Consider the following 15,322-nt stretch of genomic DNA (forward strand, 5'->3'; position numbering starts at 1 on the left):
GGAATCGGTTGATCCACTGACTTGGAGGTACCGAGGTGACCGAGCTCAAGAGGCCGCCGCTGCCGCATGACTTCCATCCGCCCGTGCCGTCGTTCACGGTGACGAGCGAGGACGTCGAGCCGGGTGTCAGGCTCAAGGACGCTCAGGTCCACTCGGCCGGGAACACCTCGCCCCAGTTGCGCTGGGAAGGTTTCCCGCCGGAGACCAAGAGCTTCGCCGTGACCTGCTACGACCCCGACGCCCCGACGGGGAGCGGGTTCTGGCACTGGGTCCTGTTCGACATCCCGGCCTCGGCCACCGAGCTGCCGGCGGGCGCGGGCGGCGGGAAGTTCGAAGGGCTGCCCGAGGGCGCGGTGCACGCGCGCAACGACTACGGGACGAAGGACTTCGGCGGTGCCGCGCCGCCGCCCGGGGACGGGCCGCACCGGTATGTGTTCACGGTGTACGCCGTGGACCGGGAGAAGCTCGGTCCGGACTCGGACGCCTCTCCTGCCGTGGTCGGTTTCAACCTGCGGTTCCACACGCTGGCGCGCGCGCAGCTCATCGGTGAGTACGAGAATCCGGCCGAGGGCTGAACTCGGGCCCCCGTAAAACTGACGTTCATTGAACGTTTGCCCGCCTCTGGTCTTGGAAGTGATCAGAGGCGGGCATTTTTTATTGCGTTGTCCATCTCGGCGTGCCCGGCCAGAGTTGATCCAGCCCGCCACGGGGTGGGCAGGTGCACACAGGAGGTGGGCTGGATGCGTGACACGCTGGTGCTGAACGCGAGCTTCGAGCCGCTGTCGACGGTGACGCTGAACCGAGCCGTCGTTCTGGTGCTGCAGGCCAAGGCCGTCGTCGAGCAGGCCCACCCCGAACTCCGGATGCGGGGCGCCGATGTGGACATACCGGCGCCCCGGGTCATCAGGCTCTGCAGATACGTACGGGTGCCGTTCCGAAGACAAGCCCCATGGTCGAGGCGGGGTGTCCTCGTGCGGGACCGGCACAGGTGTGCCTACTGCGGGAGGCGGGCGACGACCGTGGACCACGTGCTGCCGCGGTCGCAGGGTGGTGGCGACACCTGGCTCAACACGGTCGCCGCGTGTGCCGAGGACAACCACCGCAAGGCGAACCGGACTCCGGAGGAGGCAGGGATGAGGCTGCTGCGGCAGCCGTTCGAGCCGACGCCGGCCGACGCGATGCTGCTGGCCCTCGGTCAGGACGACTTGGAGGCGCTGCCGGAGTGGCTGTCGCAGAGCGCGGCGTAAGCCGTTCAGAGACGTGAGCTGGGGCCCGCCTTCCGGGAAGGCGGGCCCCAGCTCGTGTGAGGACCGTGACGCCGTGTCAGTCGATGGAAGGCTTCTCGCGGCGTTCGGTGTTCGTGCCGCCGCTGTTGGTGGAGGACGAGCCGGAGGAGCCGCCGTTGCCACCCGAACCGCCTGCCAGAGGGCCGAAGTTGCCCATGGCGCCGGACAGGCCCTTGAGGGCGTCACCGATCTCGCTGGGGACGATCCAGAGCTTGTTGGCGTCGCCTTCGGCGATCTTCGGGAGCATCTGCAGGTACTGGTAGGACAGCAGCTTCTGGTCCGGGTCACCGGCGTGGATCGCCTCGAAGACCGTACGAACGGCCTGGGCCTCGCCCTCGGCGCGCAGCGCGGCGGCCTTGGCCTCACCCTCGGCCTTGAGGATCGCGGACTGCTTCTCGCCCTCCGCGGTGAGGATGGCGGCCTGGCGCGTACCTTCGGCGGTGAGGATCGCGGCGCGCTTGTCGCGGTCGGCACGCATCTGCTTCTCCATCGAGTCCTGGATGGAGGTCGGGGGCTCGATCGCCTTCAGCTCGACGCGGTTGACGCGGATGCCCCACTTGCCGGTGGCCTCGTCGAGGACGCCGCGCAGGGCCGCGTTGATCTCCTCACGGGAGGTCAGGGTGCGCTCGAGGTCCATGCCACCGATGATGTTGCGCAGGGTGGTGACGGTGAGCTGCTCGATGGCCTGGATGTAGCTGGCGACCTCGTAGGTGGCGGCCCGGGCGTCGGTCACCTGGTAGTAGATGACGGTGTCGATGTTGACGACCAGGTTGTCCTGGGTGATCACCGGCTGCGGTGGGAACGGTACGACCTGTTCGCGCAGGTCGATGCGGTTGCGGATGGAGTCGATGAACGGGACCACGATGTTCAGGCCCGCGTTCAGTGTCCGTGTGTAGCGGCCGAAGCGCTCGACGATGGCCGCGCTCGCCTGGGGGATGACCTGGATCGTCTTGATCAGGGCGATGAAGACCAACACCACCAGAATGATCAGGACGATGACGACCGGTCCCATCGTGATTCCCTGCTTCCTTCTCCGCCTCGGCGCCTGTGGGATCTTACGGTTGTTGAAGATCTTGCTGGTCGAGTGTGACAGACCGTCGCGTACCTCGTGGGCTGTTCGGCGCAGTTGCGTCCTTCGAGGTCACATGATGATCGCCGTGGCCCCGTCGATGTCCACGACGTCGACTTCCTGGCCCACGTCGTAGGCGAGTTCGCCGTTGAGCGGTCGGGCCGACCAGACCTCACCGGCGAGCTTGATGCGGCCGCCGCTCGCGTCGACCCGCTCGAGGACGACGGCCTGCCTGCCCTTCAAGGCCTCGATGCCTGTGGCGAGTTGGGGTCGCTGGGCGCTGTGCCGGGCCGCGATGGGCCGGACCACGGCGATGAGCGCGACCGAGACGACGGCGAACACGGCGACCTGGAAGACCGCGTCGCCGCCGAGACCGTCGATCACCGCCGCCGCGATGGCGCCCACCGCCAGCATCCCGAGCTCCGGCATCGCGGTGATCACGAGTCCGATGCCGAGCGCTGCCGCGCCGATCAGCCACCACACCCACGCGTCGATGTCCACACGGTCATGGTAGGACCGCCGGCACGACCGCGGACAGGGCGCAGAGTGCGGCGTAGGCGGCTTCTTACCGAGGTTTGCGCGGGTCAGGACAGGGGCAGGCCCACGGCCGTCCAGCGCTCGCCGACCTGCTCGACGACGAGCGGGAGGCCGAAGCAGAGCGAGAGGTTGCGCGAGGTCAGCTCGAGCTCCAGCGGGCCGGCGGCGAGCACCTTGCCCTGGCGGATCATCAGGACGTGGGTGAAGCCGGGGGCGATCTCCTCGACGTGGTGCGTGACCATGATCATGGACGGGGCGATCGGGTCGCGAGCGAGGCGGCCGAGGCGGCGTACGAGGTCCTCGCGGCCGCCGAGGTCGAGGCCGGCGGCGGGCTCGTCCAGGAGCAGCAGCTCGGGGTCGGACATCAGGGCGCGGGCGATGAGGGTGCGCTTGCGCTCGCCCTCGGAGAGGGTGCCGAACTTGCGGTCGAGGTAGTCGCTCATGCCGAGGCGGTCGAGGAAGGCGCGGGCGCGCTGCTCGTCGACGTCCTCGTACTCCTCCTGCCAGCCGGCGGTCATGCCGTACGCGGCGGTCAGCACGGTCTGCAGGACGGTCTGGCGCTTGGGGAGCTTGTCGGCCATGGCGATGCCGGCCATGCCGATGCGGGGGCGCAGTTCGAAGACGTCGGTGCCGGGCTTGCCGAGGGTCTCGCCGAGGATGGTGGCGGTGCCCTTGCTGGGGTAGAGGTAGCTGGAGGCGACGTTCAGGAGGGTGGTCTTGCCGGCGCCGTTGGGGCCGAGGATGACCCAGCGCTCGCCTTCCTTGACCGACCAGGAGACCTGGTCCACCAGAGCCCGGCCCTCGCGGACCACGGATACGTCCTGAAGCTCCAGAACATCGCTCATGAGCGCGTTGTCTCCCCTTGCAGTGTGGCCTGTGTCGGCTCTCGCGTACGCCTGTGGGCGCGGTCCGCCACGCCGGTGGGCGCAGCCCCCCAAGAAATCTACGCCACCGGTCACCCGGCCTATTCCATAGGTCGGCTCCTTAGGGTGGGGGCATGCTCTCGGAACCACGCTCAGGACGGCTGGCCGCATGGGGAAATGCCCTTTTGGCCGGACTTGTTTCGCCGGACGACGCCGCGTCCGCCATCGTCGGGGAGGATGCGGTGCACCGGGTGGAGGGGCTGCCGGGTGAGTCGGCGCCCGTCGGTCTCACGCTCGCGCTGGGGCGGCTGCGCACGCTCGGGGTGACCGGGCTGCGGGTGGCGCTGCCCGCGCCGGGGCATCCGCTGGGGTTGAGCGGGCCGCCGGAGTTCAATGCGCGGGCGCTGGACGCCGAGGAGGCGGTGGTCTGCTACGGGGCCGCCTTCGGGCTGGTGCCTTCGGTGGCCGAGGCGGGGCCGGAGGGCGATCTGCATGTGGAGGTCGTCTGGCAGTGTCTGCCCGTGCGGGAGGCGCCGCCCGCCGATGTGCCGTCGCTCGGGGAGGCCGAGCGGGAGCTGGCGGAGGCGCTGCGCGAGGCGACGGGGGTGTTGTCGCGGCTGGACGTGGCGGGGTCGGGGCCGGCGGCGGAGGCGGCGATCGACGCGTACCGGGCGCGGGCCGAGGCGGGCCGGGAGGTGCTGGCGCCGGGGTATCCGCCGCGGGCGGTGCGAGTGCTGGAGATGGCCCAGCGGGTGGCTTTGCTGCTGTCGCTGGCGCACGAGAACGGGCACGGCGGGGCGGTGAGCGCCTCGGAGATGGCGGCGCGCGCGCAGGCGCTGCGGCCGGTGGAGCGGACGGCCCGGCGGGCGCAGGTCGCGGCGTACAACTCCGTTGTGGAGCAGCGGGAGCGGGGGTGACCGCCGAGTTGGTCGCTGCCCGGGGGTGGGGTGGCCGTCCCTGGGGCTGCGACCCAGACTCCCCTCGGCCTGAACGGCCTCGTCCTCAAACGCCGGACGGGCTGACATCGCCCGGCCTCGGCCAAAGGGGGCGGGCAAGAGGCGTGACGACAGCGGTTCCTTGCTGCCCCAGGTCAGGTCACCGTCCCTCGGGGCCGCGCCCCCAGACTCCCCTCGGCCTGAACGGACTCGTCCTCAAACGCCGGACAGGCTGACATCGCCTGCCCTCGGCCAAAGGGGGCGGGCAAGAGGCGTGACGACGACGGTTCCTTGCTGCCCCAGGTCAGGTCACCGTCCCTCGGGGCCGCGCCCCCAGACTCCCCTCGGCCTGAACGGACTCGTCCTCAAACGCCGGACAGGCTGACATCGCCTGCCCTCGGCCAAAGGGGGCGGGCAAGAGGCGTGACGACGACGGTTCCTTGCTGCCCCAGGTCAGGTCACCGTCCCTCGGGGCCGCGCCCCCAGAAAATCGCCTGGCCTCGGCTGCGAGCAGAGGACACATCGGCCTCCCGGACGTGTGTCCGGGAGGCCGGGGAGGCAGGTGTCGGGCCTCAGGGCTCAGTGGTTGAGGCCCAGGTTGCCGAAGGCCGGGTTCAGGGCGCCGATCACGTTGACCGTGTTGCCGACCACGTTCACCGGGACGTGGACCGGGGCCTGGATGACGTTGCCGGAGATGACGCCCGGGGAGCCCACCGCCTTGCCGTCGGCGTGCGCCGAGTGGGCGGAGGCCATGCCCGTGCCGGCGGCGAGCAGACCGCCGGCCACCATCGTCACGGCTGCGGCCTTCTTCAGGTTCTTCACTTCCGAGTCCTCCTTGCGATCACTGCGGCAGGTCCGCAGCACGCCTTGGAGAACGGCCGAGATCCACTGAGGGTGCGCCACCCGGGTGACATACACCCGACGGTATGAAGATCCGCTCAGCCGTTAACGCCGTGCCGTACCGCCCACAGCGCCGCCTGCGTACGGTCGGCCAGGTCCAGCTTCATCAGGATGTTCGAGACGTGGGTCTTGACCGTCTTCTCGGACAGCACCAGGGCACGGGCGATCTCGCGGTTGGAGCGGCCGTCCGCGATCAGGGCCAGCACCTCCCGTTCCCGCTCGGTGAGTGATCCCGCTCTGCCCTGGCTCGCGCCCGCCTCCTCCTGGGACAGCAGTGCTCCCGCGACCTCCGGCTGGAGGAGGATGTGGCCCGCGTTCACCGAGCGGATGGCTCCGGCGAGCGCGTCGGGGTCCACGTCCTTGTACACGTACCCGGCGGCGCCCGCGCGCAGTGCGGGCACCACCGTGCGCTGCTCGGTGAAGCTGGTGACGATCAGCACGCGCGCGGGGTTGTCGAGTTCGCGGAGCTTGCGCAGCGCTTCGATGCCGTCCATCCCCGGCATCTTGACGTCCATGAGAACCACGTCCGGGTGCAGTTCCTGGGCGCGGGCGACCCCCTCGGCGCCGTCGGAGGCCTCTCCCACGACCTCGATGTCGTCCTGTACCTCCAGGAAGGTGCGCAGTCCGCGGCGGACCACCTGGTGGTCGTCGACGAGCAGCACCTTGATTGCGTCAGCCACCAGGGACCTCCATCTCGATCGTGGTGCCCTTCCCGGGCTCCGATTCCACGGTCAGCGCGCCGCCGACCCCGCTCGCCCGGTCGCGCATGGAGACCAGGCCGAGGTGGCGCCCCGCCCGGCGTATCGCCCGGGGGTCGAATCCACTGCCGTCGTCCATGACGCGCAGCACGGCGCCCGGGCCGCGCTTCTCCAGGGTGACGTCGACCCGCTCGGCCCCCGAGTGCCGCAGCGCGTTGTGCAGGGCCTCCTGGGCGACGCGCAGCAGTGCCTCCTCCTGGGCGGCCGGCAGGGCCCGTACGCCACGGGTGGAGAAGGTCACGCGTGCGGTGTGGGCCCGGTCCAGGACCTGGACCTGGGTGCGCAGGGTGGCGATCAGGCCGTCCTCGTCGAGAGCCGCCGGGCGCAACTCGACGACGGCGGCGCGCAGTTCGTCGACGGCCTCCGCGGCGAGCGCCGCCACCTGCTGCAGCTCGCCCTTGGCCCGTCCGGGGTCGCGGTCGACCAGGGCGGCCGCCGCCTGGGCGGTCAGGCGCAGGGAGAAGAGCTTCTGGCTGACCGCATCGTGCAGTTCGTGCGCCAGCCGTGAGCGCTCCTCGGCGATGGTCAGCTCGCGGCTGCGCTCGTACAGCCGGGCGTTGGTGAGGGCGATCGCGGCGTGCTGGGCGAGGATCGACAGCAGTTCCTCGTCGTCCTCGGTGAAGCCGCAGCCGCCCTCCGGTTTCGGGCACTTCTTGTTCGCGAGGAACAGCGCGCCGATGATCTCGTCGCCGTCGCGGATGGGCAGGCCCAGGAAGTCGGACATCTCGGGGTGGGCGCTCGGCCAGCCCTCGAAGCGGGGGTCCTCGCGGACGTCGGCGAGCCGCTCCGGCTTCGCCTCGTGCAGCATCGCGGCGAGGATGCCGTGCTGGCGTGGTAGCGGGCCGATGGCCTTCCACTGCTCGTCGGAGACGCCGTCCACGACGAACTGGGCGAAGCCGCCGTGGTCGTCCGGGACGCCGAGCGCCGCGTACTCCGCGTCGAGCAGCTCGCGGGCCGAGGCGACGATCGTCTTCAGGACGTCGCGCACCTCGAGGTGCCTGCTCATGGCCAGCAGCGCGGTGCTGACCGCGTACAGGCCCGACCGGGGTCCATGGCTCATGACGTCACCGTACCGGTGAGGTGTGACAGTGCGTATCCGACGAGTGGCGGCCGTGCCTGGTCCGCCGGCCCTAGGGCCAAGGGCCCGGGTTCTCTGCGGCCCGCGTCCGAGGCGGCCGGGCGGATGCCGTTCCTACGGTGAGGCCACTGCCGAGCACCGGCGGTCACGGAACCAAGGGGGCGGTCATCATGCCGGTTGCGATCATCACAGGGGCTTCGAAGGGGCTGGGGCGGGCGCTCGGCGCGGCGCTGGCGCGGCGCGGCTGGGATCTGGTGCTGGACGCCAGGACCGCGCCCGTCCTGGTGGAGACGGCGCAGGTGCTGGCCGGGCTCGGGACCCGCGTGGAGGCCCTGCCGGGGGACGTCACGGACGCCGCGCACCGCGCGGACCTGGTGGCGGCGGCCCGGAAGCTGGGCGGCCTCGATCTGCTGGTGCACAACGCGAGCGCGCTCGGCGCGGAGCCGCTCGTACGGTTGGAGTCGTTGGCCCTGGACGGGCTGCGGCGGGCGCTGGAGGTGAACGCGGTCGCCGCGCTGGGCCTGGTGCAGGAGGCGCTGCCGCTGCTGCGGGCGTCGGCCGCGGGCACGGTGATCGCGGTCAGCTCGGACGCGGCGGCCGAGGCGTACGAGACGTGGGGCGGGTACGGGGCGTCCAAGGCGGCGCTCGGCGCTGGACCATCTGGCGGCGGTGCTCGGCGCGGAGGAGCCGGGGCTGCGGGTGTGGGCGGTCGATCCCGGGGACATGGCGACGGACCTGTACGCGGCGGCCGTACCGGACGACGCCGGTGCGCGGCCGGCGCCGGAAAGCGTGGTGCCCGCGTTCCTGCGGCTGCTGGACGAGCGTCCGGCGAGCGGTCGCTACGCTGCGCCGTCCCTGCTGGAGGCACGGTGAGCACGGCGCTGAGGATTCCTCAGGAGCTGTCGGCGCGTGTTCCGGCCGAGCAGCGGGGCCCGGGCCGGGACCGGGACTCGGTGCGGCTGCTGGTCTCGCGTGGCACCGAGGTCATGCACCGCGCGTTCACCGAGCTGCCGCGGCTGCTGCGGGCCGGGGACCTGCTCGTGGTGAACACCTCGCCGACGCTGGCGGCCGCGGTGGACGGGCTGATCGGGCACACGCGCGTGGTGGTGCACTTCTCGACGCGCGGGGACGACGGACGGTGGGCCGTCGAGCTGCGGGATCCGGACGGCGAGGGCACCACGCGCGCGCGTGCGGGAGGACCCGCGGGCACAGAGGTGAGCCTCCCGGAGGGCATACGGCTGGTTCTGGAAGAGCCCTTGTCGGGGCGGAGCGGCCGTCTGTGGTGGGCCCGTGTGTCGCATGCGGACGTGTCCGGGCTGCTGGGCGGGCACGGGCGGCCCATTCGTTACTCCTATACGGACAGGGACCAACCGCTCTCCGCGTACCAGACGGTGTTCGCGCTGCCGTCCCCGGATGGCGCGGGCAGCGCCGAGATGCCGAGCGCGGCGCGGCCCTTCACCGCGCGGATGGTGGCGGAGCTGGTGAGCCGGGGCGTGCAGTTCGCTCCGGTCACCCTGCACACCGGGGTGGCGTCGGCGGAGGCGCACGAGCCGCCGTATCCGGAGCGTTTCGCGGTGCCGGAGACGTCGGCGTGGCTGATCAACGCCGTCAAGGCGAATCAGGCAAGGCGTGAAGCGCTTCCTTGGAAGGGCGGTGGTGGGGGACGGGTGGGCGGCCGGGTGATCGCGGTCGGTACGACGGCCGTCCGGGCCGTGGAGTCGGCGGTGGGCGTGGGCGGTGTCGTACGGGCGCGGGAGGGCTGGACCGATCTCGTGGTGACGCCCGAACGCGGGGTGCGGGTGGTGGACGGGCTGCTGACCGGTCTGCACGAGCCGGAGGCCTCTCACCTGCTGATGCTGGAGGCGGTCGCGGGGCGGGAGGCGATCGAGCGCGGATACGAGCAGGCGCTGGCCGGGCGGTATCTCTGGCACGAATTCGGTGACACCCATCTCATCCTGCGCCGCCGAAACCCCCTCACACAGTGCATTGCTCCAGCAACTCGCGGTTAGACCGGCGCGAGTGGAATGTGAGGCCGCGCATAGGAGGTACGTCACGTACGAAGGAGCTTAGGAGACTGAGAAGGAGCTTGTGAGCGGGTAGGAGGGTGGATCTGTCCCGTTTTGCCGTTCCTCGGGCCACTATCCGGGATAGTACGTCACACCTTTGCCCAGCGATTTTGCGGCCGCTAAGAATTGCTTCCGTCGCTCGGCGCCGCGGTCTCGTACCCGCGGCGCTTGTGCTGGAAACGCCTGTTCTTCCGCCGGCGCCAGAGCGACCTCCGCGCAATTCGAAGAGGTCAATCAGCAATGCCCAAGAACATTCTCGGTCGCGCTCGTGCGCTCACCCAGACCCACAAGCTCGCCATCGCCGGTACGGCCACTCTCGGTGCCGCGGCCCTCGCGTTCACCGCCGTGCCGAGCGAGGCGCAGACCCCCGCGCATGAAGCGACCGTCGCGTCGGCCCCGGTGTCGGTCGGCAACCAGCCGGTCAAGACCCTCAAGGTCGCCGTCACCGACCAGATGGCCGCCGCGGGCCTGAAGGCCGAGGCCATCGCCGCGAAGCAGAAGGCCGCCCAGGACGCCGTGAAGAAGCAGGTCCAGCAGAAGGCCCAGCAGGCCCAGAAGGCCCAGCAGGCCGCCAAGCAGCGCCCGGCGCAGCAGCAGGCCGCGAACCGCTCCGCGCAGCGTCCCGCGGCGCAGCCGGTCGCCACGAAGACCTACGCCAACAACCTGGACGGCTGGATCCGCCAGTCCCTCGACATCATGCGGCAGAACGGGATTCCGGGTTCGTACAACGGGCTGTACCGCAACATCATGCGGGAGTCGTCCGGCAACCCGTCGGCGATCAACAACTGGGACATCAACGCCCGCAACGGCATCCCCTCCAAGGGGCTGCTCCAGGTCATCGACCCGACCTTCCGCTCGTACCACGTGCCCGGCACCTCGTGGAACATCTACGACCCGGTCGCCAACATCACTGCCGCCGCCAACTACGCGGCGCACCGGTACGGCTCGATGGACAACGTCAACAGCGCGTACTGAGGCTGCGCGGACCTCGGTCGCACCAGTCGCGTGCGGTCACATGGAGCCAAAGGGCGGTACCCCGCAGGGTGCCGCCCTTCCGCGTCGTACCGGTCGTGCGGACCGGTTACTTGCGCATCACCTCCGGCTCGTGGCGGCGCAGGAAGCGGGCCACCAGGAAGCCGCAGACCACGCCCAGGACGATGAGGGCGATCATGTCGAGGGTCCAGACCCCGGCGGTGTGGTTCCACAGCGGGTCCGTGCTCGTCGGGTCGTCCGTGTTCGGCGCGATGTTGTTGAAGTCCAGCGTCGCACCGGCGGCGGCGACCGCCCAGCGGGACGGCATCAGGTACGAGAACTCGTTCACGCCGAGCGTGCCGTGCAGGGTGAAGAGGCAGCCGGTGAAGACGACCTGGATGATCGCGAACATGACCAGCAGCGGCATGGTCTTCTCCGCGGTCTTCACCAGGGCGGAGATGACCAGACCGAACATCATCGAGCTGAAGCCCAGTGCCATGATCGGCAGGCACAGCTCGAACAGCGTGGCGTTGCCGAGGACGACGCCCTGTGCGGGGATCTCCCGGCTGGAGAAGCCGATCAGGCCGACCATGAGGCCCTGCAGCACGGTGATGACGCCGAGCACGAACACCTTGGACATCAGGTACGCGGAACGGGACAGGCCGGTGGCGCGTTCCCGCTCGTAGATGACCCGTTCCTTGATCAGCTCACGGACGGAGTTGGCGGCGCCCGCGAAGCACGCGCCGACCGCGAGTATCAGCAGGACCGTGGTGGCCGTGCCGTTCGGGACGTGGATGCCGGTCCTGGGATTGACCGGGTTGACCAGCAGGCCTCTGTTGTGGTCGATGAGCAGGCTCACCGCGCCGAGCACCGCCGGGAGGATCACCGTCAGCGCCAGGAAGCCCTTGTCGGAGGCGATGACCGCGACGTACCGCCGGATCAGGGTGCCGAACTGGGACAGCCAGCCCTGCGGCTTGGCCGGCTTGATCGCCTGCGGCGGCGGCATGTGCACCGACTGCGGGGCGACGGCGTCGATGTCCGCGGCGTACAACCGGTAGTGCTCCGAGCCCTTCCAACGGCCCGCCCAGTCGTAGTCCCGGTAGTTCTCGAAGGCGGAGAAGACATCAGCCCAGGTTTCGTAGCCGAAGAAGTTCAGTGCCTCCTCCGGCGGGCCGAAGTAGGCGACGGAGCCGCCCGGTGCCATCACGAGCAGCTTGTCGCACAGCGCCAGTTCGGCCACCGAGTGGGTGACGACGAGGACGGTGCGGCCGTCGTCGGCGAGGCCGCGCAGCAGCTGCATGACGTCCCGGTCCATGCCCGGGTCGAGACCGGAGGTCGGCTCGTCCAGGAAGATCAGCGACGGCTTGGTGAGCAGTTCGAGGGCCACCGAGACGCGCTTGCGCTGACCGCCGGACAGGGAGGTGACCTTCTTGTCCTTGTGGACGTCCAGCTTCAGTTCGCGCAGCACCTCGTCGATGCGGTCCTGGCGCTCGGCGGCCGTGGTGTCGGCCGGGAAGCGCAGCTTGGCCGCGTACTTGAGGGCCTTCTTGACGCTCAGCTCCTTGTGCAGGATGTCGTCCTGCGGGACCAGGCCGATGCGCTGGCGCAGCTCGGCGAACTGCTTGTACAGGTTCCGGTTGTCGTAGAGCACGTCGCCCTGGTTGGCGGGGCGGTAGCCGGTGAGCGCCTTCAGCAGCGTGGACTTGCCGGAGCCCGAGGGGCCGATGACAGCGATGAGCGACTTCTCCGGGACACCGAAGGAGACGTCCTTGAGGATCTGCTTGCCACCGTCGACCGTGACCGTGAGGTGGCGGGCGGAGAAGGAGATCTCACCGGTGTCGACGAACTCCTCGAGCCGGTCGCCGACCAGACGGAACGTCGAGTGGCCGACGCCGACGATGTCGTTCGGGCCGATCAGCGCCGAACCGCCCTTGCCGATGGGCATGCCGTTGACGAACGTGCCGTTGTGCGAGCCCAGGTCACGGATCTCGAAGCGGCCGTCGGGTGTGGCGTGGAACTCGGCGTGATGGCGGGAGACCTGGAGGTCGGAGACGACCAGGTCGTTCTCGAGCGCGCGGCCGATGCGCATCACCCGGCCGAGGGCGAGCTGGTGGAACGTGGTCGGGCTGCGGTCGCCGTAGACCGGCGGCGCCCCCGCGCCACCGCCGGGGCTCTGCTGCTGCGGGATCTGCACAGCCGCCTGCTGCGGCTGCTGCCAGGCGGGCTGGGGCGCCTGCGGCTGCGGTGCCTGCGGTTGCTGTGCCTGCGGTTGCTGTGCCTGCTGGGCCCAGCCGGGGCGGCGGCCTGGGCCGCGTACGGCTGCTGCTGGGGCTGGGCCTGCGGTGCGGCGACGGCGGCCGGGGTGCCGGACAGGGCCAGGCGCGGTCCGTCGGTGGCGTTGCCCAGGTGCACGGCCGAACCGGGGCCGATCTCCACCTGGTGGATCCGCTGCCCCTGCACGAACGTGCCGTTGGTGCTGCCGTGGTCCTCGATGACCCAACCGCGGCCGTTGAAGCTGATCGTGGCGTGGCGCCAGGAGACCCTGGCGTCCGTGAGCACGATGTCCCCCTGCGGATCACGTCCCAGGGTGTACGTCCTGGACGCGTCGAGCTTCCAGTTGCGTCCGTTCAATTCCAGTACGAGTTCAGGCACTCCATGCCCCAGTGAGTTGTCCCCCGAATTGCCCCCATCACGGGGAGTCTAGGGATGTCGAACATCGTGGGGAACTATTTCAGGCGCGGCCCTCTGACCGAAACTCGGGCCTGGCGGAGGGGGCGTAGACGCACTGGTACGCGCGCCGTTGACGGGGCGGAAACCCGGTCGGAGAGTGGTAATCCGCGCGAGGGGGGACATCCGCGGTGGATTGCCTCGGCGTGGATCGGGGGCTGACCATGGGCATCGAGGCCGTGCGGGACGGTGGGAGGTTGCCGTGGGCGGACGTCCTGCTGTCCGCGATCGCCTCCGTGAGCTGGGCGTTGATCGGGATGGCGGGGACGGCGGCGCTCGGTCTGCATCTGCTCCGTGCGGACGCGGCGGGCTCGCTCGGGCCGATGACCGCGGCGGTGGTGGCTCTTGGGGCGAACGGGACGGTGACGCCGTCCGGGAACGTGTCGGCGTTCGGGCTGAAAGGCGCGGACGCGGTCACCGCCATCGATATCACGCCACTCGGTGTGAGCCTGGTGGGTGCGCTCCTGCTGTGCTGGTTCTTCCTGCGGTCCTTGCGCACGGCGGGAGTTGTGGTCGGCCTGTCCGAACTCCTCGTGCGCGCGGGTGCGGTGGTCGTGCTGTTCGTCGTGATGTCGGGCGGTCTGGCATGGGCCGGCCATGACGTCATCACCATCGACGGGGGCGCGCTCGGGCTCGACGGCCTGCCGGGCGGGGGCGGCGGCCTCGACATCCCCGGCCTGGGGGACGTCGGGGGGCTGCTGCCGGACCGGGTCGGCGACCTGATCCAGGCTCGGGCCGCCGTCGGCTTCACCGTCGACACGGTGCCCACGCTGCTGGGGGGCGCCGTATGGGCGGCCGGTGTCCTGGTGATCGCGCTGCTCGCGTCCCGGCGCACACCGCTGCCGCGCGGCTGGGAGGCGGTGCACCGGGTGGTGCGTCCGGCCGCGTCCGCGCTGGTGACGGTGTTGCTGGTCGCGGTGGTCGCCGGGCTCGCGGCCGCGGCGTTGGCGGCGATGGGCGACGACCGTCCGGCGCGGATCGTCGGGGCCGCACTGCTCGGCGCGCCCAACGGTGTGTGGCTGGGTGTGCCGGTCGGACTGTTCGTGCCGTGGGACGGCAGGGCCGGCGGCGGACTGGCGAACCTGCTCCCCGACCCGCTGGACCGGCTGCTGAGCGTGGGGACGGACCAGCGCGTCACCTTGGGGCGCCTGGCCGAGCTGGACGGCAGGGTGTGGCTGCTGGCCGTCGCCGCGGCACTCATGATGCTCTTCGCGGGCGTGCTGACGGCGGCGCGTACGCCACTCGTACGAGCCCGGGATGCGGCGCCTGGCCCCGGTGCCTCCGGTGCGGTCGTACGGGATGCGGGTCCGCTCGGCTTCGCAGTGCAGTGCGCGCTGCGGCTCGGGATCGTGACGGCACCGGCACTGCTGCTGCTGGTCGGTCTGGCGGGGGTGTCGGTGGACGCCTCGCTCTCGGTGCTCGGTCTCGACGCGTTCGGCGCGGCGATCGAGTTGCACGGGCAGCTGGGCATGGCACTCCTGCTGGGTGCGGTGTGGGGTGCGGCAGCGGGGGCCGCCGGGGCACTGCTGGCGTACGGGACGGGGGCGGCGGGGAGCCGGGCGGCGCCACTGGCACGGGGTGACGCGGGACTGCCGGAGCCTCCGCGGTACGCGCCGGTCGCGCAGTCATCGGGTCCCTACACCCCGGGCAGGCCGTACCGTCCGCCGAACCCGGACACGAACCCCTACCTACGGCTGCCGGAAGGACCGCGCGAGCCGGAGGACGCGCGGCCGGGCAGCGCCCCGCAGGGCGGCGGACGGGGTGGTGGTGCCCCGGCCGGAGCCACGCCGCCTCGGAGCGCGCCGCCTGACGGCACACAGGGCGGGAGCGCCCCCGTCGAAGATGCCCCGCCCGACGGCCCGCCCTCGAAAGGGGCGCCGTCCCCTGCCACCGATGTCTATGGCGCGCCCACCGTGGTCCAGCCGATCGAGCCGCCGCGACGGCCGGCCCGCAGGACTCCGGCGTCCTCCAACCGGTGGCCGCCCCCGCCGCCTCCCCCGCCTCCGCCACCACCGCCCGACCGGCCCCGCGGGCGGCGGTGACGAGGCGGAGGCCCACGTCGGCCGACCGTGCCCGTGGCCGGCCTGCGCTTTCGAGGCCGGGTAACACGTACGCCATCTGTGCGCAACCC

General features: G+C 71.0%; 10 protein-coding genes and 4 pseudogenes. 7 read left to right on the forward strand and 7 right to left on the reverse strand.

Annotated features, from left to right (window positions below; all coding sequences use genetic code 11):
* Positions 1-35 precede the first annotated feature (35 nt).
* The gene (locus N8I84_RS09975) at positions 36-575 is read left to right on the forward strand and encodes a YbhB/YbcL family Raf kinase inhibitor-like protein (protein ID WP_263229187.1); all 540 of its coding nucleotides are present in this window, start codon (positions 36-38) and stop codon (positions 573-575) included.
* Positions 576-740: 165 nt separating this feature from the next.
* Positions 741-1,247, forward strand: coding sequence for an HNH endonuclease (locus N8I84_RS09980; RefSeq protein WP_263229188.1), 507 nt, complete (start codon positions 741-743; stop codon positions 1,245-1,247).
* 76 nt (positions 1,248-1,323) lie between these two features.
* Here the strand turns inward: N8I84_RS09980 and N8I84_RS09985 are convergent, their stop codons facing one another.
* From N8I84_RS09985 to N8I84_RS09995, 3 genes and pseudogenes are all read right to left on the reverse strand, one after another.
* The gene (locus tag N8I84_RS09985; protein ID WP_263229189.1) at positions 1,324-2,298 is read right to left on the reverse strand and encodes an SPFH domain-containing protein; all 975 of its coding nucleotides are present in this window, start codon (positions 2,296-2,298) and stop codon (positions 1,324-1,326) included.
* A gap of 129 nt (positions 2,299-2,427) precedes the next feature.
* Positions 2,428-2,856, reverse strand: coding sequence for an NfeD family protein (locus tag N8I84_RS09990; RefSeq protein WP_263229190.1), 429 nt, complete (start codon positions 2,854-2,856; stop codon positions 2,428-2,430).
* A gap of 350 nt (positions 2,857-3,206) precedes the next feature.
* A pseudogene (locus tag N8I84_RS09995) lies at positions 3,207-3,926 on the reverse strand (ABC transporter ATP-binding protein); the annotation flags it as partial.
* Between N8I84_RS09995 and N8I84_RS10000 the strand changes: the two are divergent.
* Positions 3,890-4,672 carry a hypothetical protein gene (locus tag N8I84_RS10000; RefSeq protein ID WP_263229192.1) on the forward strand — a complete coding sequence of 261 codons (783 nt, stop codon included), beginning with the start codon at positions 3,890-3,892 and terminating at the stop codon, positions 4,670-4,672. The pseudogene N8I84_RS09995 and the gene N8I84_RS10000 sit on opposite strands and share 37 nt — an antisense overlap.
* 597 nt (positions 4,673-5,269) lie before the next feature.
* On the opposite strand, the gene N8I84_RS10005 is transcribed toward N8I84_RS10000, so the two are convergent.
* From N8I84_RS10005 to N8I84_RS10015, 3 genes are all read right to left on the reverse strand, one after another.
* On the reverse strand, positions 5,270-5,512 hold the full coding sequence (locus tag N8I84_RS10005) for a chaplin (RefSeq protein ID WP_103844364.1): 243 nt from the start codon (positions 5,510-5,512) through the stop codon (positions 5,270-5,272).
* Positions 5,513-5,628: 116 nt separating this feature from the next.
* Positions 5,629-6,270, reverse strand: coding sequence for a response regulator (locus N8I84_RS10010; RefSeq protein ID WP_263229193.1), 642 nt, complete (start codon positions 6,268-6,270; stop codon positions 5,629-5,631).
* A complete protein-coding gene (locus N8I84_RS10015) occupies positions 6,263-7,408 on the reverse strand; it encodes a GAF domain-containing sensor histidine kinase (protein WP_263229194.1) in 1,146 nt (381 codons plus the stop codon). Before N8I84_RS10015 ends, N8I84_RS10010 begins: the two co-directional genes overlap by 8 nt.
* A gap of 188 nt (positions 7,409-7,596) precedes the next feature.
* On the opposite strand from N8I84_RS10015, the pseudogene N8I84_RS10020 reads away from it, so the two are divergent.
* From N8I84_RS10020 to N8I84_RS10030, 3 genes and pseudogenes are all read left to right on the forward strand, one after another.
* Positions 7,597-8,299: pseudogene (locus N8I84_RS10020) on the forward strand (SDR family NAD(P)-dependent oxidoreductase).
* Positions 8,296-9,425, forward strand: a pseudogene (locus N8I84_RS10025) (S-adenosylmethionine:tRNA ribosyltransferase-isomerase); the annotation flags it as partial. The pseudogenes N8I84_RS10020 and N8I84_RS10025, both read left to right, overlap by 4 nt.
* A 307-nt stretch (positions 9,426-9,732) precedes the next feature.
* Positions 9,733-10,467, forward strand: a complete 735-nt coding sequence (locus N8I84_RS10030) for a transglycosylase SLT domain-containing protein (protein ID WP_263229195.1) — start codon at positions 9,733-9,735, stop codon at positions 10,465-10,467.
* 106 nt (positions 10,468-10,573) lie between these two features.
* Here N8I84_RS10030 and N8I84_RS10035 read toward each other — a convergent pair.
* A pseudogene (locus N8I84_RS10035) lies at positions 10,574-13,116 on the reverse strand (FHA domain-containing protein).
* Between the two features lie 239 nt (positions 13,117-13,355).
* Between N8I84_RS10035 and N8I84_RS10040 the strand changes: the two are divergent.
* Positions 13,356-15,233: a streptophobe family protein gene (locus N8I84_RS10040; protein ID WP_263234722.1), complete on the forward strand. Its 1,878-nt coding sequence runs from the start codon at positions 13,356-13,358 to the stop codon at positions 15,231-15,233.
* Positions 15,234-15,322 lie beyond the last annotated feature (89 nt).

It is taken from the genome of Streptomyces cynarae (assembly GCF_025642135.1).
GTDB classification, from domain to species: domain Bacteria; phylum Actinomycetota; class Actinomycetes; order Streptomycetales; family Streptomycetaceae; genus Streptomyces; species Streptomyces cynarae.

What these genes read in the sequence shown, in the direction of transcription:
- N8I84_RS10000 (WP_263229192.1), top strand. Translation starts at nt 3,890, where the DNA reads ATGCTCTCGGAACCACGCTCAGGACGGCTGGCCGCATGGGGAAATGCC.
- N8I84_RS09980 (WP_263229188.1), top strand. Translation starts at nt 741, where the DNA reads ATGCGTGACACGCTGGTGCTGAACGCGAGCTTCGAGCCGCTGTCGACG.
- N8I84_RS09985 (WP_263229189.1), bottom strand. Translation starts at nt 2,298, where the DNA reads ATGGGACCGGTCGTCATCGTCCTGATCATTCTGGTGGTGTTGGTCTTC.
- N8I84_RS10040 (WP_263234722.1), top strand. Translation starts at nt 13,356, where the DNA reads ATGGGCATCGAGGCCGTGCGGGACGGTGGGAGGTTGCCGTGGGCGGAC.
- N8I84_RS10015 (WP_263229194.1), bottom strand. Translation starts at nt 7,408, where the DNA reads ATGAGCCATGGACCCCGGTCGGGCCTGTACGCGGTCAGCACCGCGCTG.
- N8I84_RS10030 (WP_263229195.1), top strand. Translation starts at nt 9,733, where the DNA reads ATGCCCAAGAACATTCTCGGTCGCGCTCGTGCGCTCACCCAGACCCAC.